The following is a 24198-nucleotide window of genomic DNA, read 5'->3' as shown; positions in this document are numbered from 1 at the left end:
CTTCGCCGTGCGTTCGCTCGAAGTTCGCTGCCTAGGTTGGAGTTTTTGTCCGGGTAATGGCCGCTGAATGCCCCGCAAGTCGCGATATGTGCACAAAAACTCCCTCGGCGGACAAGGGTGCCCGGGATCAGATCGCGCCCGTGGACCCGGCCACTCCACCCAGCAGCGGGGACAGTGCCCGCCAGCGGGCAATTTCGCAGCCGTCAGTCAGGGAGAACCGGGAATTTACGGCGCGGCCGTTGAAGGTGCCGGTGACCACGGCAACCTGGGGACCGCCGTACTGCTGGGTGCACAGCTTGGGCGGGCCGGGCTCGGGGAAGAAGATCCGTTCGCCGAAGCGGCCGACGGCGGCAATCGCCGCCGCCGGATCCGGCAGCGTTGATTCCACCAGCTGGCCGGAACGGCTGACGAGGATGTAGACGTGTTCGGGGCCGCCCGGGGTGTGGGTGAGGGCAACGGTCAGTTCAAGGTCCGTGGCCGGAGGCACGCCGCTGCCGGGGCCCGGGGATGCCGGCATGTCGCCCATCACTCCGGCTCCGTTCCGAGGCTGTCGAAGAGCGGAGCGAGGGCGGAAAGCAGCCAGCCGCGCAGCTCCTGGGCTTCGGCCGAGAAGGCCCGCTGCTGCTCGACGTAAGCAGCCTTGCCGTCGGGGGTCTCAATCGGAATGGCCGGGTAGCCCCATTCCGTGAGGTCATAGGGGGAGGCCTGCATGTCCATGGCCCGCACCCGCCACGACAGCTCGAAGCAGTCCATCACGAGTTCGCTCGGCAGTGCCGGCGAAAGCTTGTACGCCCACTTGTACAGGTCCATGTTGGCGTGCAGGCACCCCGGCTGCTCCATGGTCCGCTGGTTCTCCCGGCTGGGTGATAACTCGTTCAGGGGCACAGCGTCGGGTGTGTAGAACCGGAACGCGTCGAAGTGGGAGCAACGGATCCTGTTATCCTCAACCACCTTGTCCGTGCCCGCGCCACCGAGCCGCAGCTTGAGGTACTCGTGGCGCAGCTCGAACTTGTCCTGCCGGTAGACCATGGCCCACTCATGCAGGCCGAAGCAGCCGAACTGTGCCGGCCGCGCGGCAGTTCCGGCGAGGATGATCCGGGCAAACAGGAGGGCGTCGCGCCGTTCGACCAGGAACGCCTCCCGGTCGAACACCACCGCGGTGCTGCCGGGCGGGAGGCCCGCGCTGGCCAGCTCACCGCCGTCGAGCTTTTTGTAGTATTTCCAATTCTTGCGGGCGGCGGCGTCCGTCCCGGAGAGAACCACGCCGTCCCCGGGATGCCAGCGCAGCAGCTGGCCCGGCTTTTGGGTGTAGTACGTGAAGAGGAAGTCCTCCACAGGATGCTTCCGCCCGGCGGAGCGGCGGGCAAGGTAGGGATCAGCGTAACGGCGCACCCTGCGCACGTGAGCGGCTTCCCGTTCCCTCCAGTCGGCGGGGGAGAGGACCTGGGCAGCAGGGATCGTCAAGGAAGTGCCTGCCACAGTCCTAAAGCGCCCCGCCCGCTGCACCGAGGATGTCCTTGGCGGCGTTCCAGGCACCGATCTGGCAACCGTCCTTCAGGGCGAAGGAGGTCTCCACGGGGGTGCCATTGACTTCACCGGTCACGCTGGCCACCTGCGGCCCGCCGTACTGCTGCGTGCAGGAGATGCCCTTCGGCGGAGTGGCGGCGTTCACGATGGCTGCGTTGTTCTTCAGAGCCGTGCAGGCAGCGGCGGCGTTGGGGTGCTGGCTTTCGGCCATCGGCGAGCCGTCCTTGCAGACCAGCGTGTAGTTGGCGGCCTTGCCGTCCTTCGACGCTTTGACCGTGATGGACAGCTCGGCGTCGCCGGCGCCGGGACCGGACGGCAGCGGAGAAGCGGCAGGGGGTGCGGGCGCTGGGACTGTCGTTTCGGCGTCGGGCGGCGTGGCCCCGGGAGCCGGGGTACCGGGAGTGCCCGTGCCCGGGGTTTCAGTACCCGGAGTCTCGGTACCTGGGGTAACGGTATCTGGGGTCTCGGTGCCGGGTGATGAGGTTCCCGGCGATCCGGTGGTGGTCCCGGGGGTGGCTGAAGGCTGGCCGGTTCCGGTGTCCGGGGTGCAGGCCGCGAGACCGCCCACCGCTGCGAGGGCGAGCAGCACAGAAATCAGTTGCTTGCGCATGCCGGGTCTCCTCAAGTTTTTCCCATTCTACCGTCGGGGCCCCGGGCCGTCCGGTACAGGCGGATAACGGTACCCGGCAATTGCTAACGGAAGGGTATCGATTCTTGGGGGCGTCCGCGGTATCTTTCTGACATCAACGGGTGCGCGGCATAACCAAATAGTGATGACGCCCATGGGGGGGCAGAGCGTCCAGTTCGTGGGACCGAAGGTCTACAGGTCCTGAACCAAGGAAGGCATCCCCCATGATCCCTCAGCAATCCACTACCCGCCCCGGACATAGCAGAAGGCTGCCGGCCGTTTTCGCCGCGGCCCTTGCCCTGGTCATTGGCCAGGGCCTCGCCGGTCCAACGGCGGCGGCTCCTGCACCTGCATCGGTGCAGCCGGCCTCGCTTCAACCGGCGGCATCCCCGCTCGACGATGGCCACTACATCGTGATGCTCAAGGACAAACCGCTGGCCACATACTCCGGCGGCGTCCCGGGCATCCCCGGAACGGCGGTGCCGAAGGGGAAGAAGCTGAACCCCTCCGGCCCCAACTCGCGCAAGTACGATGCGCACCTCAAGGCCAAGCAGCGGCAGGCGGCAGCCGCCACGGGCGTGACCATCAACAGGAGCTACACGCTGGCACTCAACGGCTTCAGCGCGGTTCTCTCCGCAGCCCAGGCGAAGGCGCTCGCCGGTGACACCGACGTCCTGGCCGTGGTCCCGGACAGCATCCGCAAGCCGGACTACTCGAGCACGGACTTCCTGGGACTGCCCGGCGGCGACGGCGTGTGGGACCAGCAGTTCGGTGGTGTGGATGAGGCGGGCAAGGGCATCGTGGTCGGAGTGCTGGACACCGGCTACACTCCCGATAATCCGTTCTTCGCCGGCGAGACCGTCGATCCGCTGTCCGGCACGCCGGACGTCGGCGTGCCGTTCCGCCTGCAGGGCAACGTGATCGCCATGCGCAAGGCCAACGGCGGCACCTTCGTGGGCGACTGCGTGGCCGGCGACGGGTTCGACGGCACGGAATGCAACAGCAAAGTCATCGGTGCCAGGTTCTACGACAAGGCCTACAAGGCAGCGGTTCCGCCGGAATTCCGGTCCCCGAGCGAGAAGTTCTCGCCGCTGGACGTTAACGGCCACGGATCCCACACCAGCAGCACCGCAGCCGGAAACGCCGACGTCACCCAGACGGCAGGCGGGCGCGACTTCGGCAAGAGCTCGGGCGTTGCACCGGCCGCCAAGATTGCCGTGTACAAGGTCTGCTGGGAAGGCGCCGTTCCGGAGGCCACCGGGTGCGTCGAATCAGACATCCTCAACGCCATCCAGGATGCCGTCCTCGACGGCGTGGACGTGCTGAACTTCTCCATCTCGGGAAACAACAACTCCACCGTCGATGCGGTGTCCCTCGCCTTCCTGAACGCGGCGGCCGCAGGGATCTTCGTGTCTGCCTCCGCCGGCAATTCCGGCCCGACCGCCTCGACTGTCAACCATGCCGGACCCTGGATCACCAGCGTGGCAGCCTCGACTTTCGACAACACGCTCCGCGGGACCGCGGAACTGTCGGACGGAAGCAAGTTCGCCGGTGCCAGCGTCATGGGCAGCGAGGTGGACTCCAAGCCGATCGTGCTGGCCGTGGACGTGAAGGCGGCAGCCGCCCCGGCAGCCGATGCGGCGCTCTGCGCGCCGAACTCGCTGGACCCGGCCAAGACTGCAGACAAGATCGTGGTCTGCGACCGCGGGGTTGTGCCACGCGTTGACAAGAGCGCCGAGGTTAAGCGTGCCGGCGGCGTGGGCATGGTCCTGGTCAACCTGACGCCCGGCTCGCTCGACGCCGACCTGCACAGCGTGCCCACGGTGCATGTGGGTGACCCGAAGATCAAGGACGTGGTGGCGGCGACCCCCGGCATGACGGCAAGCCTCAGGGCGACCGACACCACCGGGGCCGAACCACCGCCCGTGCCGCAGATTGCTGAATTCTCCTCCCGCGGCCCCACCCTTGCATCCAACGGTGACCTGCTCAAGCCGGACGTTACGGCTCCGGGTGTGGCAGTGCTCGCCGCCGTTTCACCGGTCGGCTTCAACGGCGAGAGCTTCGGTTTCCTGTCCGGCACGTCCATGGCGTCGCCGCACATCGCCGGCTCGGGTGCGCTGCTGCTCGGCAAGAACCCGCAGTGGTCCCCGGCGGCCGTGAAATCCGCCATCATGACCACCGCCTACGACCTGGTCAACGCTGCCGGCACCGACGTGCATGACGTCTTTGCCCAGGGCGCCGGCCACGTTGATCCGGCCCGGTTCGACGCCCCGGGGCTCGTCTACGACGCCGGCATCAGTGACTGGATGGGATTCCTCCAGGGACAGGGAATTGACCTTGGCGTCGCCCCCATCGCAGCCAAGGATGTCAACCTCCCCTCCGTGGCGCTGGGCGCCATGTCCGGCAGCCAGACGGTCACGCGGTCGGTCACGGCAGTAACGGCAGGAACGTACCGGGCAGCGATCTCCCTTCCGGGCATCACCGCCACTGTCAGCCCGGCAGAAGTGACGCTGGCCGAGGGTGAAAGCGCCAGGTTCACCATCACGTTCACTACCGCAGGGGCTCCGCTGAACGCGTACTCCACCGGATCCCTGACGTGGACGTCAGGCGACAACACCGTCCGCTCACCAGTGGCGGTGCGGCCGGTGCCATAGGTGAAGCTGTTTCCAGGACGGACGACGCCGGGACTCACCGAGTGTGGCGAGTCCCGGCGTCGTGGTTCCCCGGCCTAATGCCGGGGGAGCTACGGGCCCCCGGATAATTAGCGCACTAATGGTTCGTGTATCATTGACAGTGGCAGCAGTTCCGAAATGGAGTGGGTACCTTGGCAAAAGAGAACGGCGCACAGCGGTTCATGCGGGCAACCGGCAAGCTCAGGGCGGTTTTTGGCCCTGCCAACAGGAGTTCGCTGGTTCACGACATGACCGAGGAGAACCGCAAACTGCTCGCCCAGCGTGAAGCCGAGACGCAGCAGTGGGAAACCGTCCGGCGCCCGGACGGCAGCACGTACGTGGTGCCCCGCAACCCCGACGACAAGTCCCTGCGCTAGCAGCCGCCTGCAGGTTCTTTTTCGGGGCCCCGGCGTAAAATAAGGGCACTGGCAATCGAAGGGCAGACGCCCTCCGCCTTCGAGCAGGGAAGGGGGTGGGACTTGTGGCACATGTGCTCACTGGCTTCATGAACCTGACGGACAGGCTCCGGTTCGTATTCGGCCCTGCCGCCGTAGGCGATTCAGCTGCGCCGGTGGTTCACCTGCATGACGATTATGAGCATGCTTCCGAAGATGATCTGGCCCAGTTCGAAGTCGAGACCGACTCGGAGGGGCACCACTATGCTGTCCGCAAGAGCGACCTGAACAAGTCATAACGCCTCTATTGAAGTGAAGAAGCCCGGTGCGTGAACGCACCGGGCTCCTTTCTCCACGGGTTATGTCAGCGCCGGCCGTGACAGCGCGCTGTGGCGGGCACCTTAGCGGCCGGTGCCGCCGTAGACGGTGGCAACGGCTTCGCTGTCCAGGTCGAATGCCTTGTGGATGGCGCGGACGGCGTCATCGAGCAGGTCAGCATGGGTCACGACGGAAATGCGGATTTCCGACGTGGAGATCATGTTGATGTTGATGCCCGCGGCGGACAGTGCCTTAAAGAACGTGGCGGAAACGCCCGGGTGCGAGCGCATGCCGGCGCCGATCAGCGACAGCTTGCCGATCTGCTCGTTGTACTCGATGCTTTCGAAGCCGATCTCGGCCTGCGCAGCACGGAGGGCGGCAAGGGCGTCGGCGCCCTCGACGATGGGCAGGGTGAAGGAGATGTCGGTCCTGCCGGTGCCGTGCGTGGAGACGTTCTGGACGATCATGTCGATGTTTGAGTGCGCGTCCGCGATGACCTGGAAGATCGCGGCTGCCTTGCCCGGGATGTCCGGAACACCTACAACGGTGACCTTTGCTTCCGAGCGGTCGTGTGCAACACCGGAGATGATTGGCTGCTCCAAGGCAACTCCCTCTTGAGTCGTGATCTTGTCATCGGCGCCGGGCAGGACCCAGGTGCCTTCGTGCTGGCTGAACGAGGAACGGACATGCAGCGGTACGCCGAACCGCCGAGCGTATTCAACGCACCTCAGGTGAAGAATCTTAGCGCCGGAGGCAGCCAGTTCCAGCATCTCCTCGCTGGAAATGCGGTCGATTTTTTGGGCGGACGGCACAACGCGGGGGTCCGCGGTGTAGATGCCGTCAACATCTGTATAGATCTCGCAGACGTCGGCCTCGAGGGCGGCGGCGAGGGCCACGGCCGTGGTGTCCGAACCACCGCGGCCGAGGGTGGTGATCTCGTTGGTGGAGCGGCTCATACCCTGGAAGCCGGCGACGATGGCAATGTGCCCCTTGTCCAGGGCAGTGCGGATGCGGTGCGGGTCGACGTCGATGATCCGGGCTTTGCCGTGGATTCCGTCTGTGATCATGCCGGCCTGGGAACCCGTGAAGGATTGCGCGGACGCGCCGAACTTGTTGATGGCCATGGCCAGCAGGGCCATGGAGATGCGCTCTCCGGCGGAGAGGAGCATGTCCATCTCGCGGGCGGGCGCAGAATCGGTGACCTGCGCGGCAAGGTCAAGGAGTTCATCGGTGGTGTCACCCATCGCGGAGACCACGACGACGACTTCGTTGCCGGCCTTCTGGGCGTCGACCACGCGCCTGGCCACGCGCTTGATGCCGTCAGCGTCAGCCACCGAGGAGCCGCCGAACTTCTGCACAATGAGCTGCGTAGTGACAGCAGCAACTGCGGGCAGCTCTTGCGGCTGCGGTTCGGTTTTCACATCGGTACTGGGCATACTCATGCGTGCACCCTCACTGGATCAAATTGGAGTTCTGGAGGCCAGACGGCCTTATGGCGCGGCGGCATACCCAGTTTATCGCTGTGGTCCGCCCGCTGTGGAATTGTGACCCTTGCAGTCAGCTGAGGGCGTTCCGGCGGCCCTCGAAGGCCCTGCCAAGGGTGACTTCGTCAGCGTATTCGAGGTCCCCGCCGACGGGCAGCCCTGAAGCGAGCCGTGTGACGGCGATCCCGATCGACTGCAGCATCCGCGCGAGGTAGGTGGCGGTGGCCTCGCCCTCCAGGTTCGGGTCCGTGGCGATGATGATCTCTTGGACGGCGCCATCACTGAGCCGGTTGAGGAGTTCGCGGATCCGAAGCTGTTCCGGGCCGACGCCGGCGATCGGGTTAATGGCACCGCCGAGCACATGGTAGCGGCCCCTGAACGAACGGGTGCGCTCCACGGCCAGCACGTCCTTGGACTCCTCCACCACGCAGATGACGGAGGGGTCACGCCTCGGATCGCGGCAAATGTTGCACAGTTCCTGCTCGGTCACGTTGCCGCAGGCGGTGCAGAACTTGACCCGCTCCTTGACTGTGGTGATGGCCTCCACCAGCCGCTTCATGTCCTGCGGGTCTGCCTCCAGGATGTGGAAAGCCAGGCGCTGCGCAGACTTCGGTCCCACACCGGGAAGGCGTCCGAGCTCGTCGATCAGCTCCTGAACTGCACCCTCGTACACTTTTTCCTCGATTGCTTGGTTGAAAGTTGGCCGGTGCCGCCAGACGGGGCACCGGGACGTTGCGGGGTAACCTGCCCTGCCCGGGGCCACCCGGCCGGCGGGTCCTCGCTTCGGGCGGGAGGCTGTTCAGGGCCGGCTGCCGCTGCCTAATACCGGGGCATCAGGGGGCTGCCGTCCAGCGACCGTTCTTCGATGAGCTTTCCGCCCAGAATACGCTCGACGGCGGCACGGCCAAAGACGCCGGACTCCTCGATGGTTTCGTCGTCCGCGCTGGGGATGTCCTGCACGTACTTTGCCGGTTCCTCGATGCTCCGCGCTGGCGCCTTGGCCCGGCCTGCCTCGGCCTCCGGGCTGTTGGAGAGCCTCTGGTAGAGGCTCAGCTTGCCCCTGGCGGGAGTCTCCGGCGCCGGTGCAGCGGTGCGGGCAGCAGCAACTGCGGGGCCGGCCTGGACTGCGGGGCCGGCCTGCACAGGTCCGGGGCCTGATGCGGGGCCGGCCTGCACAAGTCCGGGGCCTGATGCGAACACGGGAACCCGGACAGGGGCGGCATCGGTGGCAGTAGTCACGGCGGGTGGGCGGACACCCTGGGTTGGAGTGGGTGCTCCGTACTCGTGGCTGGCAGCCGACGGGGCGGATGCCATGGCGTAGGCAGGCTCGAACTCCGGGACCTTGCGCTCGGCAAACTCCGGCGGGGCCTCGGCTGGGGCGACCACACTCGGGGCGCCTTCACCTGCGGTGCTCCCACCCGGCGCAGCAGACGGCTGGCCTTCGGCGGCGGGACCGCCAGGGTGGGGCGGCTGGGCGGCGGCCGGTGCGTACACGGGGGTAGCCGCGCCGGTTGGCTCCTCGTCATGGCCGTTGTCAGCCGCTCCCGCATATTTGCCCACGTTGCTTTCTGACGCGAGAGCCCACACGCCAGGTGCCTGCTCGACAGCGCGGGACCACGGATCAGCCGAGGTGTCTTGAGCAGGCTGTTGCTCCACCTGTGCCGGAGCAGCATTTTTTGAACGGGTTTGCGCGGCCGACGGTGCGGACGCGACGGCCTGGGCTACCTGCGGCGCCTTGATCTCGGGCGCCGACGATGGCGCAGGGCTGCCCTGCCACTGGCGCGACGGCTCCCAGTCCATGGGAGGCTCTTCTTCCAGCGGAGGCGCGTCCTCGTCCAGCGGAGGCCCCCAGTCGTCATCCGGATAGGAATAGTCCCTAGCAGGGGCGGCGGGTGCGGCAGTGGCCGGTCCGGCAGCGGCTGATGCGCCAGGGGCAGCGGGTGCGGCAGCGGCTGATGCGCCAGCAGCGCTTACGACGCCCGCGGGAGCTGGGGTGTCCGAACGGGACGCCGTGATGGTTGGTCCGGACCATTGCGGTGCGGAAACTGCTGGAGCTCCCGGCGACGAAGGAGGCGATGAAGGAGAGGCATGCCCGGCCCCGGACACGGTGGATGAGCCTGGCGACGCCGGAACCGGACCTGTTGCCGCAGGGCGGGCAGGGGCAGGCTCCGGCTCTCCGGAGTCACCCGGGGTGGGGGGCAGGCCCCAATCCGCGTCAGTGGTGGCAGCCGGAATATCCCGGCTAGTAGGCGCTTTTGGGTTTGGCTCAGAGCTCGCTGAGCTGCCGGCGCCTGCCACGGCGGTGATCTGGCAGTCGATGCCGATCGTTTTGTGGATGGCCTGGCGCAGATTCTCGGAGTGGTCTGCCCTGCCGAAGGCACCGGCCAGCCCGGAGGTGGTGAAGACGAGCGTCAGGACCTGGCCGTCGAACTGGCCGACCTGGGCATTGGGCTCCACGAGCGCCCACGTGCTCCGCTTGATCCTTGCCAAAGTCTGCAGGACCTCGGGCCAGGCGCGCCGGAGTACCTCCACGTCGGCGTGCCCACCGGTAGGGGCGGCACCGGTGGGAGCTGTGCTCGAAGAGGGCTGGGCGTGGGGCGGGGGGGCAGCGGCAGCAGGGGCAGCCGGTTGCGCCACCGGCCCGGGGCCTTGGGGCTGTTGGTGCGGAGCCTGTTCAGGTCGCGGGGTGGACCCGGGTGCCTGCGAAGCCGCGGGATGCTGGTGGACAGACCCGCGGCCCTGGCCGCCGTCTGAGTCTGGGGCCGGGCGGGGGCCGCGTGCAGCGGCGTCATCCATGGGCCAGTCACCAGTGGTGATGCGTGGCGCGGCCAGGGCTTCCCGTTCGGGGGTGCCGTGTGCCGCTTGTGATTCCCGTCCCGGTGCGTCGTGGATGGATGGCGGGCCCACCTGCGGCGCGCCCTGCGCCGCAGGGGCGGCGGGAACAGGCGCCGAAACTGCCGGGACGTTCAAGGCGGGAGCAGCAGACGGAAGAGGTACAACGGGAGCAGGAGCAGCAGACGGAGCAGGCGCAGCAGACGGAGCAGGAGCCGCAGGCGCGGGCACGGCCGCCGCAACCGACGCGGCGGCGGGGGCACCCGCGTCGGACCCGCTGTAGTTCAGGCGCCGCTCCACGCGGTCGATCCTGGCGGCGATGCCGCGCTCGGTCTGCTCGGAGCTGGGCAGCAGGATGCGGGCGCAGAGCAGTTCCAAGTGAAGCCGCGGCGACGTGGCACCCGTCATTTCCGTCAGTGCGGTGTTGGTGACGTCGGCCGCGCGTGACAGCTCGGCTGCGCCGAGATTGTGTGCCTGGCTCTGCATCCGGGCGATCTGGTCGGCCGGCATGCCGCGGAGGATGGCCTGGGCGCTTTCCGGCATGGCCTGCACGATGATGAGGTCGCGGAAACGCTCCAGGAGGTCCTCCACGAAGCGGCGGGGATCGTGCCCCGTTTGGATGACGCGGTCCACGGCACGGAAGACGGTGGCGGAATCGGAGGCGGCGATTGCCTCGACGACGTCGTCCAGGAGCGAGGCGTGTGTGTAACCGAGGAGTGCGACGGCGAGTTCGTAATCGAGGCCGTTGGGCCCGGCGCCTGCCATGAGCTGGTCCAGCACGGACAGCGAATCCCGCACGGACCCCGCGCCTGCGCGGATCACCAGCGACAGCACACCGAGGGCCACCGGGACGTTCTCCTGCTGGCAGAGCTGCTCGAGATAGGCCATCAGCGGCTCCGGCGGAACTAGCCGGAACGGGTAGTGGTGCGTGCGCGACCGGATGGTCCCGATGACCTTGTCCGGCTCGGTGGTGGCGAAGATGAACTTGATGTGTTCCGGCGGTTCTTCGACGATTTTCAGCAGGGCGTTGAAGCCAGCCGAGGTGACCATGTGGGCCTCGTCAATGATGAAGATCTTGTAGCGGTCCCGAACCGGAGCGTACGTGGCGCGTTCCCGGAGGTCGCGGGCGTCGTCCACGCCGCCGTGGCTGGCGGCGTCGATCTCGATGACATCCAGGGAGCCTGCACCGCCGCGGGCGAGTTCGATGCAGCTGGGGCAGACGCCGCACGGGGTGTCCGTGGGGCCCTTCGCGCAGTTAAGGCAACGCGCCAGGATGCGCGCAGAGGTGGTCTTGCCGCAGCCGCGCGGGCCGGAGAAAAGGTAGGCGTGGTTCACGCGGTTCTTGCGCAGCGCCGTCATCAGCGGCTCCGTGACGTGTTCCTGCCCGATAACGTCCGCGAACGAGTCCGGGCGGTACCTGCGGTAAAGGGCAGTTGTAACAGTCACAGGAAAAACCTACCTATAGGGACTGACATTAAATAAGAGACCCCTCATGCACCCGCCAGAGCCCATCTACCCTTGCTACCTTCCGGTCCTGGGGGAGTTCAACAGGATGACGCCACATGAGGGGCCGTCAGATACTTTACCCGAACTTTGGGCCTGGCCCGAATCGGCTCCGGTGGCGCAGTGGCGGGCACCGCCGTCGGCTTAGCGGTGCCCGTTCACGGGCCAGCTCATGAACGCCGGCTCCTCGTAAGGGTGGGCCCGACGCAGTTCCTGCACGACGGTGTCGAGCACGTCCTCTTCCACGATGCACTCGATCCGAATCTCGGAAACTTCTTCCGGCTCGCCGGCGGCGCCGATGTAGGGCCGGGCTCCGGGCAAGGGGGTAAACCGCCCTGTGCCAGGCGACGTGAAGGAGCAGTGTGAGTAGTCACCCAGCCTGCCCGCGCCGGCATCTCCAAGGGCGGTGAGCACCGCCCCGGCATGGGATTCGGGAACGTAAACCACGAGCGCATGCAGCTGGGACATGGCACCATTTTCGGCCGATTGGGAGATGCCGGAAAGTTCAGGTATTCTAGTATCTGCTTTTGGTTCAAGAGCAGCTGGAGAATTCGCCTAGCGGCCTATGGCGCACGCCTGGAACGCGTGTTGGGTTAACGCCCTCGGGGGTTCAAATCCCCCATTCTCCGCCATCGGAAAACCCGGTTCTGACTTCGTCAGGACCGGGTTTTCTGTTTCCCGCGTAGGACGTGGGCTAGGCCACGCCCAGTCTCCGGAGCCGTTGGCGGGCAGCGAGCTCACTGGGGCTTGCCCTGCCCAAAGCAAAACGGACGACGGCGAGAGTCGCCCAGGCAGCCGGCCACACGGGCAGCGGCAGGGGACCCAGCCGGGCAGTCCTCAATCCAAGCAGCCGGCGGTATTCAGGCTCCAGACTCAGGACGGCCGCCTCGAACAGTACTCGATAACCCGGCTTCAGCAGGGGGTCAAGGGGCGGATCCCGGATGAAGGCGACCGTTTCGGCAACCCGGTCGTCGCGGCGAAGAATCCCGGAGGCAAGCCACTTTGCGAGTTCCCGGTCGAGCGCGGCTCTGCTCTCCGGCGGGAACTCGACGCCCATGAGCCTGCCCGCCTGCGCCCATTCGCGCACGTAGGCGTCCGGACCGCCCGGAATGGTGCCGGCCCACAGCTCATGTGTGCGCAGAAACGAGTCCGTGAACGTGATGTGCACCCAGCCGAGAAGTTCAGGATCGTTGGCGGAGTACTCCCTGACGGTGCCGCCGCCGTCGACGTACTTGCCGATGACGGACTCGTGCAGCCGGACTACCCTCGCGGTTGCCGCGTGGGCTTCGGCCGTTGACCCGTAAGTGAGGGCGTGGATCCACGCCGTGGTCCGGGCCAACCGGCCCAGCGTGTCCTCCCGGAAATTTGAATGGTCGTGGACCCCGGCGAGGACGCCGGGGTGGAGGGTCTGCATCAGGAGGGCCCGGATGCCGCCGATGATGGTGGGCATGCCGGCGTGGACGGCCCAGACCGCAGAGCCGGGGAGGAAGTACCCGGCGTCATCTCCCTGGGCAAATTTCCGGGCCCAGCCCGGAAGCGCATCCGGGCTGCCGGTCAGTGTGCGTTTCAGCTCCGCCTGCCATTCCCTCACGAAAGTCTCCATATTTCATTCTCGCGCGGCCAAGGCGGCCGGTTAAGCCTATGGATTCATACCGTGTGGCCCCCCAGTTTTAGGGGTTTCGCCGTGCTTTGGGCTGTGGCCACAATGGAGGACACGCTCGTCGAGACAGGAGTTTGGCGGGTACTGACCAGGAGAATTCTGTGGCAAATCATGGGGGACCCCAGCATGCACCGAGGGTGACCGGCCCTGGCCGGATCGCCTTGCGGAGCCTATCCGCGGCGGTGATTGTCGGTTTCTCCGTCTTTGCCTTCGGATTCCAGGGGCCCGCGGCCTCGATCCAGCAGCCCGTGGGAGCTGCCGTCCCAATCGCCCCTCCCTCGGGAGTCGTGGGGCCGGAGCTTCTTGATCCGGACACCACCCCGCCCGGCTACGCGATCAGCGGGTCCGGCATCGCCGCACCGGCGAAGGCGCCCGCCGGACGTACAGTGTCGAACTCCCCGGTCAAGACAACCAGGGCGGGCACCGCCAAATCTCCCGGCGTGGCCTCCACTGCGCTGAAGCGGCCGGCGGCCGGCTTCCTCATGGCGCCCCTCGAAGTCCTCACGCCGTCTTCCTCGTTCGGCCTGCGGCGCAGCCCGATCACCGGCGAAGCGGGAGAATTCCACTGGGGCCAGGACTTCTCCGCCGCCTGCGGCACCCGCGTCTACGCAGCTGACGCCGGCGTGGTCCGGGCCGCAGGATGGCACCCTTGGGGCGGCGGCAACAGGGTTGAAATTGACCACGGCAACGGCCTGATCACCACCTACAACCACCTGCAGGGCATCGCCGTCGAAAAGGGCGACCAGGTGCGGGTGGGGGAGATCATCGCCGAGGTGGGCACCACCGGATCCTCCACCGGCTGCCACCTGCACTTCGAGGTAATCAAGAACGGTCAACACGAGGACCCGACGAAGTGGACCCTCCTGCCCATCCGGCAGACCGACGCGCTGAAGCCCGCCGTGTTCACCAGCTTCGAAAGCGGTTCGGCCACCGCGTCCGGGTGGGCCATCCCCAACATCCCAGGCAACAGCGGACCCGGCAATACGGACGACGGCCTGACGCCGGTCACCGCCGCCGCAGTGGCCAACCCCGGCAGCCGCCCGTCAGCCTCGGTGGGAACCCCCCTGATGGCCAACTCGTCGACCTCCGCTCCCACCTCGTCGGGTCCAGCGACCACCCGCCCGGCGGCAACTCCGACAGTTACGGCAAGCCCCAAGCCGACGGCGCCAAAGCCTCCTGCGACGGCCAAGCCAAAGCCGACGCCAACGCCGACACCGACCCCCACACCGACGCCGACGCCTACCCCCACGCCGACGCCGACCCCCACACCAACCCCGGCGGACCCGGCTCCGGCTGATCCGACGCCCACGGAACCGGCGGTCCCGGCTCCGGTTGACCCGGTCCCGGCCGACCCCGCGCCCCCGGCGCCCAGCGAGCCGGTAGCGCCCTCCGCACCGATCACGAGTTCCACCCCTGCCCCGACGGAAGTTGCCCCCGTTGAGCCCGCTCCGGCACCTGCCCCGGATCCGGTTCCCACGCTGGCGGCACCCGTAACCACGGTTCCGGGCGGGCCGGCACCGGCGCCAGTTCCCACATCGGAACCGGCAACCGTGACCACGCCGAGTGCCGCGCCAACCGAGGATGCTGCCGCGGCAGCGGCGACGGCCGCTGCAGAAGCTGTTCCGACGGCGGAGCCCACGGCGGTGCCGTAAACGGTGGCGGGCAGCCGACGTCGGGCTGTTCGCTTACCGGGGGAAGCCACAAGGTGAGGAGGTCCAGGGAATGCAACGGAGGCCAAAGCCGTTGTCACTAGTGACAGCTATGCACCCGGCGAGAGAGCACGATGTGACTTCCCTCCAAACGATTCCGCCGACACCCGACGGAACACGCCCGGGTTTCAGTTGCCCAACGGGTGATTCATTGCCGGTAGCGGATGCGTCCGCCGACGGCGGATGTACGTGCTGTACCGGATTTGCTGGGCGGTTGGCCTGCCCGGCTCGGCAGCACGCCGTCGTCCTCCTTTTCAGCGGCCCCAGGCACGGTAGGCCTGGCACTTTCCGGAAGAGCATTCCGCCCGGAACCGTCGGGGGTGTTCCCCTTCATTACGCGGAGCTGCGGGGCCCATGCCCACTGTCCGTCACGAACCGGCGGAATGCGGCAAGCAAACATTGCGCGGCAAATTAAATGAAGCGGTCATCGGTAATGACCGTGCGAGGAAACGAAAGCGAGGAAGGTAGCCCGGAAGCGACGGCGGTGTTGTAATTTTTTTCAACATGCCAACTCCCGTTTCCCCCCAGTTCGCCTTTTATCTGGTTGGATGGAGCGTACTGAGAGGGACACAGGAGGCACCCGCTTCCTAACTACCACGAAGGCAGCAATGGAGCTCATCGAGGCCGAGCACCCCCGGCCACGCCATTTTCTACTCCACCTGAGTGACCCCCACCTGTTGGGAGGTCCGGACCCCCTCTACGGCGCAGTTGACAGCGAAGCCCGCCTGATCCAGCTCTTCGATGAGGTTCAGGCCTCCGGCGCACGCCCGGAAGCCGTGATCTTCACCGGCGACCTGGCAGACAAGGGTGATCCCGAGGCGTACGCCAAGCTCCGCGCGATCGTGGCGCCCGCCTGCCGGGATCTCGGCGCCCAGGTCATCTGGGCCATGGGCAACCACGACAACCGCGCCAACTTCCGGGCCGGACTGTTCGATCAGCCGGGCAACGACGATCCCGTCGACCACAGCTACTACGTCAACGGGCTGCGGGTCATCACCATGGACACGTCCGTGCCGGGCTACCACCACGGTGAACTCAGTGACAACCAGCTGGACTGGCTTGCCGGCCAGCTGGAGACCCCCGCACCGGACGGTACGATTCTGGCCCTGCACCATCCGCCGGTTCCGTCGGTGCTGGACCTGTCCGTGCTGGTGGAGCTCCGCGACCAGGCGTCCCTGGCGGCGGTGGTCCGGAACTCGGATGTCCGCAGCATCCTCGCCGGGCACCTGCATTACTCCACGACGGCGAGCTTCGCCGGCATCCCCGTGTCCGTGGCCTCGGCGACGTGCTACACCCAGGACCTGAATGTTCCCGTGGGCGGCACGCGCGGCCGGGACGGCGGGCAGGCCTTCAACCTGGTGCACGTGTACGAGCACACGGTGGTGCATTCAGTGGTGCCGCTGGGCGCCACTCCGACCGTGGGCGAATACGTCAGCCCCGAGGAGACCGAACGCCGGCTGGCAGCAGCCGGAATCCGCATCCCCGAAGGGGCCAAGCGCCCGATGCTCGCACGGAAGTAGCGCCAGTAGGCATACGAAACCCCGCCGGATCTGACCCGTTCAGCTCCGGCGGGGTTTTCTGCGGTTTGGCGCCTACTTTTCCCAGGGCGCCTTGATCGGGAAGTACTTCTCCAGGAAGTCCGTCACCAGCTCCGCGCGTTCCTCGGCCGGAACCTCCGGGAAACTGCCGTCATTGAGGCAGAAGAAGTCCATGTTGCGCTTGGTCAGCAGCTTGGGCAGGTACTTCAGTCCCGACCGGAGCGTGGTGTCCACGTAGCGCACCTTGGCAGCCGTCTGGGTCACGGCCCGGCCGGTCAGCAAAGCGTAGTAGTGGTAGAAGGAATTCGTGACGGAGATGTTGTCCGCAGCCCGGAACGTGCTGGCGGCAGTCTTCGCGAACTCCGCGGGAAACTCCTGCTCCATCTGGGCCACGAGGCTGCGCCGCAGCGGCGCCGCCGAGTGCTCCAGGTGGCGGGTGGTGATCCGGCCGAAGCGGTTCCAGAGCAGCTTCCGGTTGACCCGCGCCGCGTTTTCGAAGCCGCTGCGTTCGGCGTCGTTGTCGCCGAGGCCGATGCGGGTCTCCGCCTCGATGAACTTGGTGATGCCACCGGGAGTGAAGAACATGTCCGGGCCCACGGGCCGCCCGAAGAACATGTCGTCGTTGGAGTAGAGGAAGTGCTCGGAGAGGCCCTCGATGTGGTGCAGCTGGCACTCCACGGCCTGCGAGTTGTGCGTGGGCAGCACCGACGGGTCGGCGAAGAACTCCTCGCTCCGGACAATGGTCACGGACGGGTGGTCGGCCAGCCATTCCGGCGCGGGCGAGTCCGTGGCGATGAAGATGCGGCGGACCCACGGTGCGAACATGTACACCGACCGGAGCGCGTACTTGAGCTCATTGATTTGCCGGTAGCGCGCCTCGTGGTCGTCGCCCTCACCCAGGACGGCTCCCGCCATCCGGGCGCGGCGGGCGGCGATGTACTCCGGTGAGGTGCCGTCCACCCAGGAGAAGACCATGTCGATATCAAAGCTGATGTCGCTTGCGTGGTCAGCGAACATGTTCTCGATGGTGGGCCAGGTGTGGCCATAACGCTCAACCGTTCCGCGGACGGCGTCGTGCGTCATCATGGTGCGGCGGGTCAGGGAGTTCTCGATGGGGAGGATTACTTCGTTGTCCAGGAAGCTCCACAGCTCCACCTGGACGCCGGCGGAGGCACCAAACTCGAAGCCGCCGTTGGGCTCAACCCGCGGGCGGTACAGCCGGAAGATGCGTGCCTGCCGGTTGACGGAGAGTTCGCCGTCGGCCACCAGGACGGACGTCTTCTTCTTCGCGTCCACGGTCATGGAGTAGAACGGCTCGTTGCGGCAGGCGTCGACGAGCGCGGACCGCAGCTTCTTGCGGTCCTTCCAGTCGAGCGCGATCACCGGACGGTCGTTGTTGCCCCGGACCAGCAGGTAATCCAGCCCGGCCCCGTCCAGTACATTCCGCAGGAAAAGCAGGTCCTCCACCATGGCCTGGTACGGAGTCCGTGTTTCGTTGATCACCGCATACCGGCCCGACCGGCGAATGACGTCGGGGCGGTGCTTGAGGCGCGCCACAGCCGCCGGCGACGTTACTTCCGCGAGTGCGGGTACGTCCTCGGAAGCCTGACCACCGTAGTAGATGTCGTCCTGAACCGTCACGTCGGTAATGGTGTTTCTCCCAAGCTGCTAGGGGTGAAGTCTTACTTGCATGATAGTCCTGCCGGTAAAACAAGTCGGGCAGGAGACAGGGCGGTGGCCCGCCCTCCGGGCCGCGGCAGCGGGATTAGCCGAGCAGCGCCTGACGCCAGCTGGACAGGAACGCCGCCCCGGCGTCGTCGTGGATAACCGTTTCCGCCAGACCCAGGTCGACGGCGGTGAGTACGTCGTAGGGCTTGGCCGGGACGCCGTCCGCGGGGCGGACATCGACGTGTTTCACCGGGTGGTCGTTGTGGTGCAGCCAGTCGGCCATGGCGTAGTCCGTGCGGGAATCGCCGACCGTGCGCCACGCCTGCGGCGTGATTCCCTGGGCCGCCAGGAACTCCACCGCGCGGCTTGCGCCGAGGTCCTTGCCCAGCCGGACCGACTCAATGTCCGTTGAAATGATGGTGGGGTCCACGCGGTAGTCGATCTCGTCGTCGGAATTCGGGGCGTGGTGCTCCAGCCGTACGACGCCGAAACCGTGGCGCTCCATGAGCTGCAGGGCCTCGGCATCAAACAGCTTCTGCTCGGCGAGGTACTCACTGTTCGGCACATCGATATGCTGCTCCACGGACACCATGGCGCGCTTGGTTTCATCGAAGAACATGTGGGACGCGTAGTCCTCCGCCACCATGCGCCGGATATCGTCGCCGTAGGCCGCCGGCACGGCAAGCTCGTGGTCCACGTGGATGGGTCCCGGGCCCGCAGCCGTGTAGCTGAACCACACAGCGCCCTTTTCGCAAATGGCGTGGATCAGCGTTCCGCCCGGCATTCCGGCTGCGATCATGGGCGTCATGACCTGCTCGCGGATGAACGCATCCGAGCGCCCTGTGTTGAAGATGACCGGTATTCCGGCCTCCGCCAGTGCCAGCAGGTCGGCAATGATTTCCGGTTTCACATCCCTGGTCACCGGGCTGGCGACCGGGCCGTCGACGTCCAGGAGAAGGGCCAGGGCGGGTGCCGAGGGAGTGTGGTCGCCGAACCCGGTGGCGGGGTTCGCTGAAGGTGCAGTCATGGCTCCATTCTGTCAGCCCGGTACCGGCTGATCCGCCCGACGGCGGGTGGCGGCCAGCATGTGAAAGATAGTTACTGTTTGGCCACAACCTCCCGCGGCGCGCTGATTCCACATTCCCTAGAACCGGCCAGTTGCATACGCTTGCAGGGTGATATTCAAAGCTGTGGGCGAGGGACGCCCTTACCCCGACCATGGTTTCAGTACCCCCAAAGACTGGGCGGCGCTTCCGCCCCGTCCCGTGCGGCTGGATGAACTTGTGACCACCAAGCGGACCCTGGACCTTGAAGCGCTCCTTGCCGAGGACTCCACTTTTTTTGGCGACCTGTTTCCCCACGTGGTGCAGTACCAGGGCACCCTCTATCTTGAGGATGGTCTGCACCGGGCGGTAAGGACGGCACTCCACCAGCGCACCGCCATACATGCAAGGGTGCTTGTGATCGATGGCTAGAAAACCCAAAGACCTGACCGTTCTCCACGGTCACCGCGTCATTACCGGCCCCGAGCTCAGGGCCACATTCGTCGAGCACGACGAACACGCGAAGAACCCCGGCCGGCTGCGGCGCCGGATCCTGCACGGTGTGGTGCTGGTGCTGCTGCTGGGCCTCATTGTCGCAGGAGTCATGGGGGCAATGGGGGTGATGAGCGGGCAGATCAAGTTTCCGTACGCCATCCAGGCCCAGGAGAACTCCTCCGTCTGCCCTGCCGCCACCTTCGACTACACGCCGCCCGCCAAGGTGAAGGTGAACGTCCTCAACGCCACGAGCCGCAGCGGCCTGGCCAAGGCGGCAGCCAATGAATTCAAGGCCAGAAAATTTGTTGTTGGCAACGTGGCCAACACGCAGACCGGGTACCGCGGTGTGGCGGCAATCGTCTCCGGTGCTGCCGGGCAGTCAGCGGCCTTCACCGTCCAGCGGAACCTGCCGGGCTCCGATTACTTTCAGGACGGGCGGAAGGACGCCAGCGTGGATGTGATCCTGACCAGCGACTACCGCGGCCTCATCAAGCCGCAGCTTGTTGACCAGACGCCGGGCCAGCTGAGCTGCCCCCGTGAAAGCCGGCGCGTCGCCGACGACTCGCAGTGGCCTGTCATGCCGACCCAGGGCGCCAAGCCCTGATCTTCAGCGCTGGCTGAGTTCTGCGGCCGGCTGCCCGGGCTCATCCTTAACCGGCCGCGGCGGCCGGCGGCTGCAGGCGGACCGGGCGGCCGCCGTCGTCGAACCTTGCCCCGGCGCCCAACTGAATGAAGCGGACGGTTCGGGAGATCCTTTCCTCCAGGTCTTCGGTGGCATCGCCGCCGCGGGCGGCGCTGGAGGAGAGGGTGCCGTGGATCAGTTGCGCCTGCTGCAGGGGATCGGCCGCCGGGAGGTAGCCCTGGTCCATGCCTTGGCGAAGAATGTCCTGCAGCATGTCACTGAGCCCGCCCACGTGGTCGGCCAGCTTGGCGAACGAGGCCGGTGACAGGACGGCACCCATGGCCGGACCCGGCGGCAGGTGGCGACGGCTGAGATCCTCCACCTGGGCCCGCACATACAGGGCCAGCTGGTCCACCGGGTTGTCCAGCCGGGACAGCGACTCGCGCAGCCCCGTCATGAATCGCTCCGTCTCCACGAGTGCGTAGGCGATCAGGAGCTCTTCGATGTCCGCGTAGTAGTTGTAGACAGCCGTGCGGCCGATCCCCGCGTGCCGGGCGACATCCGTCATGGTGAGCCCAGGCAGCCCGTGGGAGAAGAGGAGCTCACCGAACGCGTTCAGGATGCGGCGCTGGGTTTCGGCGCGCTGCGCAGCGTTGCTGGGGGCCGAAATCCGTGGCATAGGGACACCTTACCGCGATCTGTCACCAAACCCGCCGAGTTTTTGTCCGATAACGGCCTCAAAACGCCCTCCAAGGGACGATACGTGCACAGAAAACTCGGCTGTCGGAGGCTCAAACGTTCGAGACTCAGCTGCTCGAACTCAGACCGGGCAGCCGTCCGGGCCGCACGCCTCGGCTGTGCCCTCCCCAGCCATAACCAGCGGGTGCGACTCCTGCCAGGCCTGTTCGAGGGCCATGGTGAAGCTCGCCGCAGGCTGGGCCCCGGATAGCCCGTACTTGCGGTCGATCACGAAGAAGGGAACGCCGCTGATGCCCAGTGCGCGTGCTTCGGCGAAGTCACGGCGGACGTCGTCGGCGTACTTGTCCGTGCTCAACAGCTCGGCAACGTCGCCTGCGTCGAGCCCAAGATCCGCGCCAACCGACGCGAGGTACTCGGCGCTGCCGATGTCCTTGCCGTGCTCGAAGTGGTCGCTGAGCAGCCGCTCCTTGGCCGCATCCTGCTGGCCATGCGCGGCAGCGAGGTGGATCAGCCTGTGGGCCGTAAAGCTGTTGGCAACCACGACGGCGTCAAACCGGTAGTTGAGGCCCTCACCTTTGGCTTGTGCTGCTACCTGGTCGAACATCTGCGTCACCTGGGCGGGGGCGAGGCCCTTGCGCGTGCTGAGGTAGTCCAGTTCGGTGCCCTCGTAGTGTTCGGGCAGGGTCGGGTCCAGCTGGTAGCTGCGCCACTGCACCTCCACCTGGTCGCGGTGCGGGAACTCGGCGAGGGCGGCCTCGAACCGGCGCTTGCCGATGTAGCACCAGGGGCATGCGACGTCTGACCAGATCTCAATCTTCATGCCTGCCACAACTCCCGGGCCCTCCAGGGCATTCCTGCGCAGGCAGTTGCGTTGGTCACGCCGGCTGGCCCCTGTTTGTCCGCGTCCCTTGTCTGCGGGCAGGCCCGGCCATAGTGTTTGGACTAACTCCCGGCGGTCCGGCCGTGAATTTGTGGGAGGCAACATGCGCATTGGACTGATATCGGCACCATGGATCCCGGTTCCGCCGCCCGGGTATGGCGGCACCGAACGGGTGGTGGACAGCCTTGCGCGCGGGTTCGCCGCGGCCGGGCATGACGTCCTGCTGGCAGCGCCGTCCGACAGCACCTGCCCCGTTCCCCTTGCTCCCCGGATGCGTCCCTCGCAACCGGCGGAGATGGGTTCCGCATTGTCGGAGCTGAGCCACATCATCAGGGCCTACGACGGCCTGGCAGGCGTGGACATCATCCACGACCACACCATGAGCGGACCCTTGTATGCCCACCGGCCGGCCGGTGTTCCGGTAGTCACCACCATCCACATCCGGCTGGCCCCGCAGGCCGTGGACCTGTACAGCGCAATCGGAAAGACCACCGGCATCATCGCCATTTCCCATGACCAGGTCAGCCGATCGCCGGAAGTACCGGTGGCGAAGGTGATCCACCATGGCATGGATGTGGCATCCGTTCCGGTGGGCCAGGGAAATGGCGGTTACCTCTGTTTCCTCGGACGGCTCTCTCCGGACAAAGGCGTCCTCGAAGCAATCCACATTGCACGCGCCGCCGTCATACCGCTGCGCATCAGCGCCAGGATCCAGGGTCCGGAGGAGCAGGGCTATTTCGACGAGGTCGTCAAGCCGGCGATGGGGCCCGGCGTGGAGTTCATGGGACCGCTGACCGACGCCGAGAAATACAAACTGATGGGCGGCGCGCTCGCGTTCCTGAATCCGATCCAGTGGCCGGAGCCATTCGGTCTCGTGATGATCGAGGCCCTGGCCACCGGAACGCCCGTCGTGGGGACCCCTGCCGGTGCTGCACCGGAAATAGTGGAGCATGGCGTCACGGGCTACCTGGGCAGCGTCGACCAGCTCGCTGGATTCGCAGCCCAGGCCGCAGGCCTCAGCCGGGAGGCCTGCCGCGCCTCGGTGGAGCAGCGCTTCAGCTCGGCCCGCATGGTGGCGGACCACCTGGCGCTCTATGAACAGATTGTGGGCGGACACACCCGGGAGCCCCGCCAAAGCAGTTAGCGGGGACGGTTTCAGTCATTGCGGTTCCTGGCTGGCGTCGGCGTCGTACCTGAGGCCGATCTGGCGCCGGATCTCGTCCATCGCGGCCATGACGGCCACGCTCTCACGCGGGGGAAGAACAGTGCCCGCAGTGAGGCCGGCCCTGATGAGGCGTTCCATCTCGGCCGCCTGGTACTGCATTCCCCTGCCGTCGACCGGCTGGTCGAACGTCTCCAGGACATTGCCCGCATTGTCGAACCGCGTGAAGGGCGTGGGGTTGTACCAGGTGGGTTCGACGTCGATCCATCCCTCGGTCCCGATGATGGCGGCGCGGTTGTTCGAAGCGGCGTCCAGGGAGCAGTCCACGATTGCCTGCTGTCCGTCCGGATATTCGAAGATCGCCGCCGTCTGCCGGTCCACGCCCGTGGCGGTCATGGAGGCGCTGGCCCGAATGGTGTCCGGTGTGCCCAGGACGTCAAAGACAAAGGAAACGGGGTAGACGCCAAGGTCCAGAAGGGCACCGCCGCCCAGGGCAGGATCGTTGAGCCGGTGCGCGGGATCCTTGGGAAGGTTCTGGTTGTGGCTGGCCGTGACCTTCCGGATCTGCCCGAGTGAGCCCTCAGCGACGATCTCCCGGATGCGGGCGATGTGGGGGAGGAAGCGGCTCCACATGGCCTCCAGTGCCACGAGCCCCTTCACCTCTGCCAGCGCAAAGATTTCCTGCGCTTCCCGGGCGTTGATGGTGAACGGCTTCTCCACCAGCACGTGCTTTCCGGCGTTCAGGGCGAGCAGCGCGTGGGCATGGTGGAACGTGTGCGGTGAGGCAACGTAGACAACGTCGACGTCCGGGTCCGCAACCAGTGCTTCGTAGCTTGCATGCGCGGTGGGAATGCCGAACTTTTCACTGAACGCGCTGCTCGATTCCGCGTTGCGGGAACCGACGGCCTGCACCGTGAAGCCATTTCCGGCCAGGTCCTGCGTTTGGAGATCCGCGATGAATCCCGTTCCGAGAATTCCCCAGCGGATGTTTCCGTCGGAGGCGCCATTGGGGTGGTTGGTCACGTTAGTCCTTTGTCGTGTCGGTGGCAGTACAGACCTCACACCGCTTGCCGGCCCGGAGTGTGCGGATCATTGGCGTTCCTCCCGTCGGTGCGGTTCCTTTGGTCTGTGGAGTTTTTTTGCAGATATCGGCCCCAAAGGACACTCTTGCGCGCGATATCTGGACAAAAACTCCAGTGGAAGTGAGCTTAGTCCTTGCTGCTGAAGGCGGCGTCGAAGCTGGTTTGGGAGGCGGGGAAGTCGAATTTCTTCAGGGCGGCGAGGGCTTCGGGGGCGCCGTGGAGGCGGTCCATGCCGGCGTCTTCCCATTCGATGCTGATGGGGCCGGTGTAGCCGATCGCGG

At 66.5% G+C, this 24198-nt stretch carries 21 protein-coding genes, 1 tRNA gene, 1 other RNA gene and 1 pseudogene; 9 read left to right on the top strand and 15 right to left on the bottom strand.

Features of this window, described 5'->3' with window-relative positions:
* Window positions 1–127 precede the first annotated feature (127 nt).
* From AC5RWD_RS12040 to AC5RWD_RS12030, 3 genes are read right to left on the bottom strand one after another with little or no spacing between them, the layout of a single operon-like run.
* Window positions 128–526 (bottom strand): serine protease inhibitor, encoded by a 399-nt coding sequence (locus tag AC5RWD_RS12040; protein ID WP_494020218.1) that lies wholly within the window; start codon window positions 524–526, stop codon window positions 128–130.
* Complete coding sequence (locus AC5RWD_RS12035) at window positions 526–1458, bottom strand: 3-methyladenine DNA glycosylase (protein WP_494020306.1); 933 nt, start codon at window positions 1456–1458, stop codon at window positions 526–528. Before AC5RWD_RS12035 ends, AC5RWD_RS12040 begins: the two co-directional genes overlap by 1 nt.
* Before the next feature lie 25 nt (window positions 1459–1483).
* Complete coding sequence (locus tag AC5RWD_RS12030) at window positions 1484–2137, bottom strand: SSI family serine proteinase inhibitor (RefSeq protein ID WP_494020217.1); 654 nt, start codon at window positions 2135–2137, stop codon at window positions 1484–1486.
* Between the two features lie 242 nt (window positions 2138–2379).
* On the opposite strand from AC5RWD_RS12030, the gene AC5RWD_RS12025 reads away from it, so the two are divergent.
* The 3 genes from AC5RWD_RS12025 to AC5RWD_RS12015 all read left to right on the top strand — a co-directional run bounded on the left by AC5RWD_RS12025 (window position 2380) and on the right by AC5RWD_RS12015 (window position 5521).
* Window positions 2380–4809, top strand: coding sequence for a S8 family peptidase (locus AC5RWD_RS12025; protein ID WP_494020216.1), 2430 nt, complete (start codon window positions 2380–2382; stop codon window positions 4807–4809).
* Between the two features lie 200 nt (window positions 4810–5009).
* The gene (locus AC5RWD_RS12020) at window positions 5010–5204 is read left to right on the top strand and encodes a hypothetical protein (protein ID WP_194718022.1); all 195 of its coding nucleotides are present in this window, start codon (window positions 5010–5012) and stop codon (window positions 5202–5204) included.
* A gap of 104 nt (window positions 5205–5308) precedes the next feature.
* On the top strand, window positions 5309–5521 hold the full coding sequence (locus tag AC5RWD_RS12015) for a hypothetical protein (protein WP_494020305.1): 213 nt from the start codon (window positions 5309–5311) through the stop codon (window positions 5519–5521).
* 102 nt (window positions 5522–5623) lie between these two features.
* On the opposite strand, the gene AC5RWD_RS12010 is transcribed toward AC5RWD_RS12015, so the two are convergent.
* From AC5RWD_RS12010 to AC5RWD_RS11990, 5 genes are all read right to left on the bottom strand, one after another.
* A complete protein-coding gene (locus AC5RWD_RS12010) occupies window positions 5624–6982 on the bottom strand; it encodes an aspartate kinase (RefSeq protein ID WP_494020215.1) in 1359 nt (452 codons plus the stop codon).
* Window positions 6983–7097: 115 nt separating this feature from the next.
* The gene (gene recR / locus AC5RWD_RS12005) at window positions 7098–7697 is read right to left on the bottom strand and encodes a recombination mediator RecR (protein WP_111902426.1); all 600 of its coding nucleotides are present in this window, start codon (window positions 7695–7697) and stop codon (window positions 7098–7100) included.
* A gap of 146 nt (window positions 7698–7843) precedes the next feature.
* Window positions 7844–11302, bottom strand: a complete 3459-nt coding sequence (locus tag AC5RWD_RS12000; RefSeq protein ID WP_494020214.1) for a DNA polymerase III subunit gamma and tau — start codon at window positions 11300–11302, stop codon at window positions 7844–7846.
* Between the two features lie 32 nt (window positions 11303–11334).
* An RNA gene (gene ffs / locus AC5RWD_RS11995) (signal recognition particle sRNA small type) lies at window positions 11335–11431 on the bottom strand.
* Window positions 11432–11503: 72 nt separating this feature from the next.
* Window positions 11504–11827: a hypothetical protein gene (locus AC5RWD_RS11990; RefSeq protein ID WP_494020213.1), complete on the bottom strand. Its 324-nt coding sequence runs from the start codon at window positions 11825–11827 to the stop codon at window positions 11504–11506.
* A gap of 76 nt (window positions 11828–11903) precedes the next feature.
* Between AC5RWD_RS11990 and AC5RWD_RS11985 the strand changes: the two genes are divergently transcribed.
* Window positions 11904–11991 (top strand) — tRNA-Ser (locus tag AC5RWD_RS11985).
* Window positions 11992–12053: 62 nt separating this feature from the next.
* Here the strand turns inward: AC5RWD_RS11985 and AC5RWD_RS11980 are convergent.
* Entirely contained in the window at window positions 12054–12962 is a 909-nt protein-coding gene (locus tag AC5RWD_RS11980; protein ID WP_494020212.1) for an oxygenase MpaB family protein, read from the bottom strand.
* Window positions 12963–13120: 158 nt separating this feature from the next.
* Between AC5RWD_RS11980 and AC5RWD_RS11975 the strand changes: the two genes are divergently transcribed.
* Both AC5RWD_RS11975 and AC5RWD_RS11970 read left to right on the top strand, forming a co-directional pair.
* Entirely contained in the window at window positions 13121–14671 is a 1551-nt protein-coding gene (locus tag AC5RWD_RS11975; protein WP_494020211.1) for a M23 family metallopeptidase, read from the top strand.
* Window positions 14672–15336: 665 nt separating this feature from the next.
* The gene (locus AC5RWD_RS11970; RefSeq protein ID WP_494020210.1) at window positions 15337–16248 is read left to right on the top strand and encodes a phosphodiesterase; all 912 of its coding nucleotides are present in this window, start codon (window positions 15337–15339) and stop codon (window positions 16246–16248) included.
* Window positions 16249–16320: 72 nt separating this feature from the next.
* On the opposite strand, the gene AC5RWD_RS11965 is transcribed toward AC5RWD_RS11970, so the two are convergent.
* Together AC5RWD_RS11965 and AC5RWD_RS11960 are read right to left on the bottom strand one after the other, a co-directional pair.
* A complete protein-coding gene (locus AC5RWD_RS11965; protein ID WP_494020209.1) occupies window positions 16321–17907 on the bottom strand; it encodes a stealth conserved region 3 domain-containing protein in 1587 nt (528 codons plus the stop codon).
* Window positions 17908–18031: 124 nt separating this feature from the next.
* On the bottom strand, window positions 18032–18961 hold the full coding sequence (locus AC5RWD_RS11960) for a Cof-type HAD-IIB family hydrolase (RefSeq protein WP_494020208.1): 930 nt from the start codon (window positions 18959–18961) through the stop codon (window positions 18032–18034).
* A 148-nt stretch (window positions 18962–19109) separates the two neighbouring features.
* Between AC5RWD_RS11960 and AC5RWD_RS11955 the strand changes: the two genes are divergently transcribed.
* Window positions 19110–19409, top strand: a complete 300-nt coding sequence (locus AC5RWD_RS11955) for a type II toxin-antitoxin system VapB family antitoxin (protein ID WP_043417724.1) — start codon at window positions 19110–19112, stop codon at window positions 19407–19409.
* Window positions 19402–20076, top strand: coding sequence for a LytR C-terminal domain-containing protein (locus tag AC5RWD_RS11950; RefSeq protein WP_494020207.1), 675 nt, complete (start codon window positions 19402–19404; stop codon window positions 20074–20076). The genes AC5RWD_RS11955 and AC5RWD_RS11950 overlap by 8 nt, the downstream gene beginning before the upstream one ends.
* Before the next feature lie 46 nt (window positions 20077–20122).
* Here AC5RWD_RS11950 and AC5RWD_RS11945 read toward each other — a convergent pair whose 3' ends face one another.
* Together AC5RWD_RS11945 and AC5RWD_RS11940 are read right to left on the bottom strand one after the other, a co-directional pair.
* Window positions 20123–20773, bottom strand: coding sequence for a TetR/AcrR family transcriptional regulator (locus AC5RWD_RS11945; protein ID WP_494020206.1), 651 nt, complete (start codon window positions 20771–20773; stop codon window positions 20123–20125).
* 141 nt (window positions 20774–20914) lie between these two features.
* Window positions 20915–21613, bottom strand: a complete 699-nt coding sequence (locus AC5RWD_RS11940; protein WP_494020205.1) for a DsbA family oxidoreductase — start codon at window positions 21611–21613, stop codon at window positions 20915–20917.
* A 163-nt stretch (window positions 21614–21776) separates the two neighbouring features.
* Here AC5RWD_RS11940 and AC5RWD_RS11935 point away from each other — a divergent pair, with 163 nt between their 5' ends.
* Window positions 21777–22817: a glycosyltransferase family 4 protein gene (locus AC5RWD_RS11935; RefSeq protein ID WP_494020204.1), complete on the top strand. Its 1041-nt coding sequence runs from the start codon at window positions 21777–21779 to the stop codon at window positions 22815–22817.
* 15 nt (window positions 22818–22832) lie between these two features.
* Here the strand turns inward: AC5RWD_RS11935 and AC5RWD_RS11930 are convergent, their stop codons facing one another.
* Both AC5RWD_RS11930 and AC5RWD_RS11925 read right to left on the bottom strand, forming a co-directional pair.
* Window positions 22833–23858, bottom strand: a complete 1026-nt coding sequence (locus tag AC5RWD_RS11930) for a Gfo/Idh/MocA family protein (protein WP_494020203.1) — start codon at window positions 23856–23858, stop codon at window positions 22833–22835.
* 185 nt (window positions 23859–24043) lie between these two features.
* Window positions 24044–24198: pseudogene (locus AC5RWD_RS11925) on the bottom strand (sugar phosphate isomerase/epimerase); the annotation flags it as partial.

The organism is Arthrobacter sp. CMU6 (genome assembly GCF_059090205.1).
This window is presented reverse-complemented; position numbering and strand designations above follow the sequence as displayed.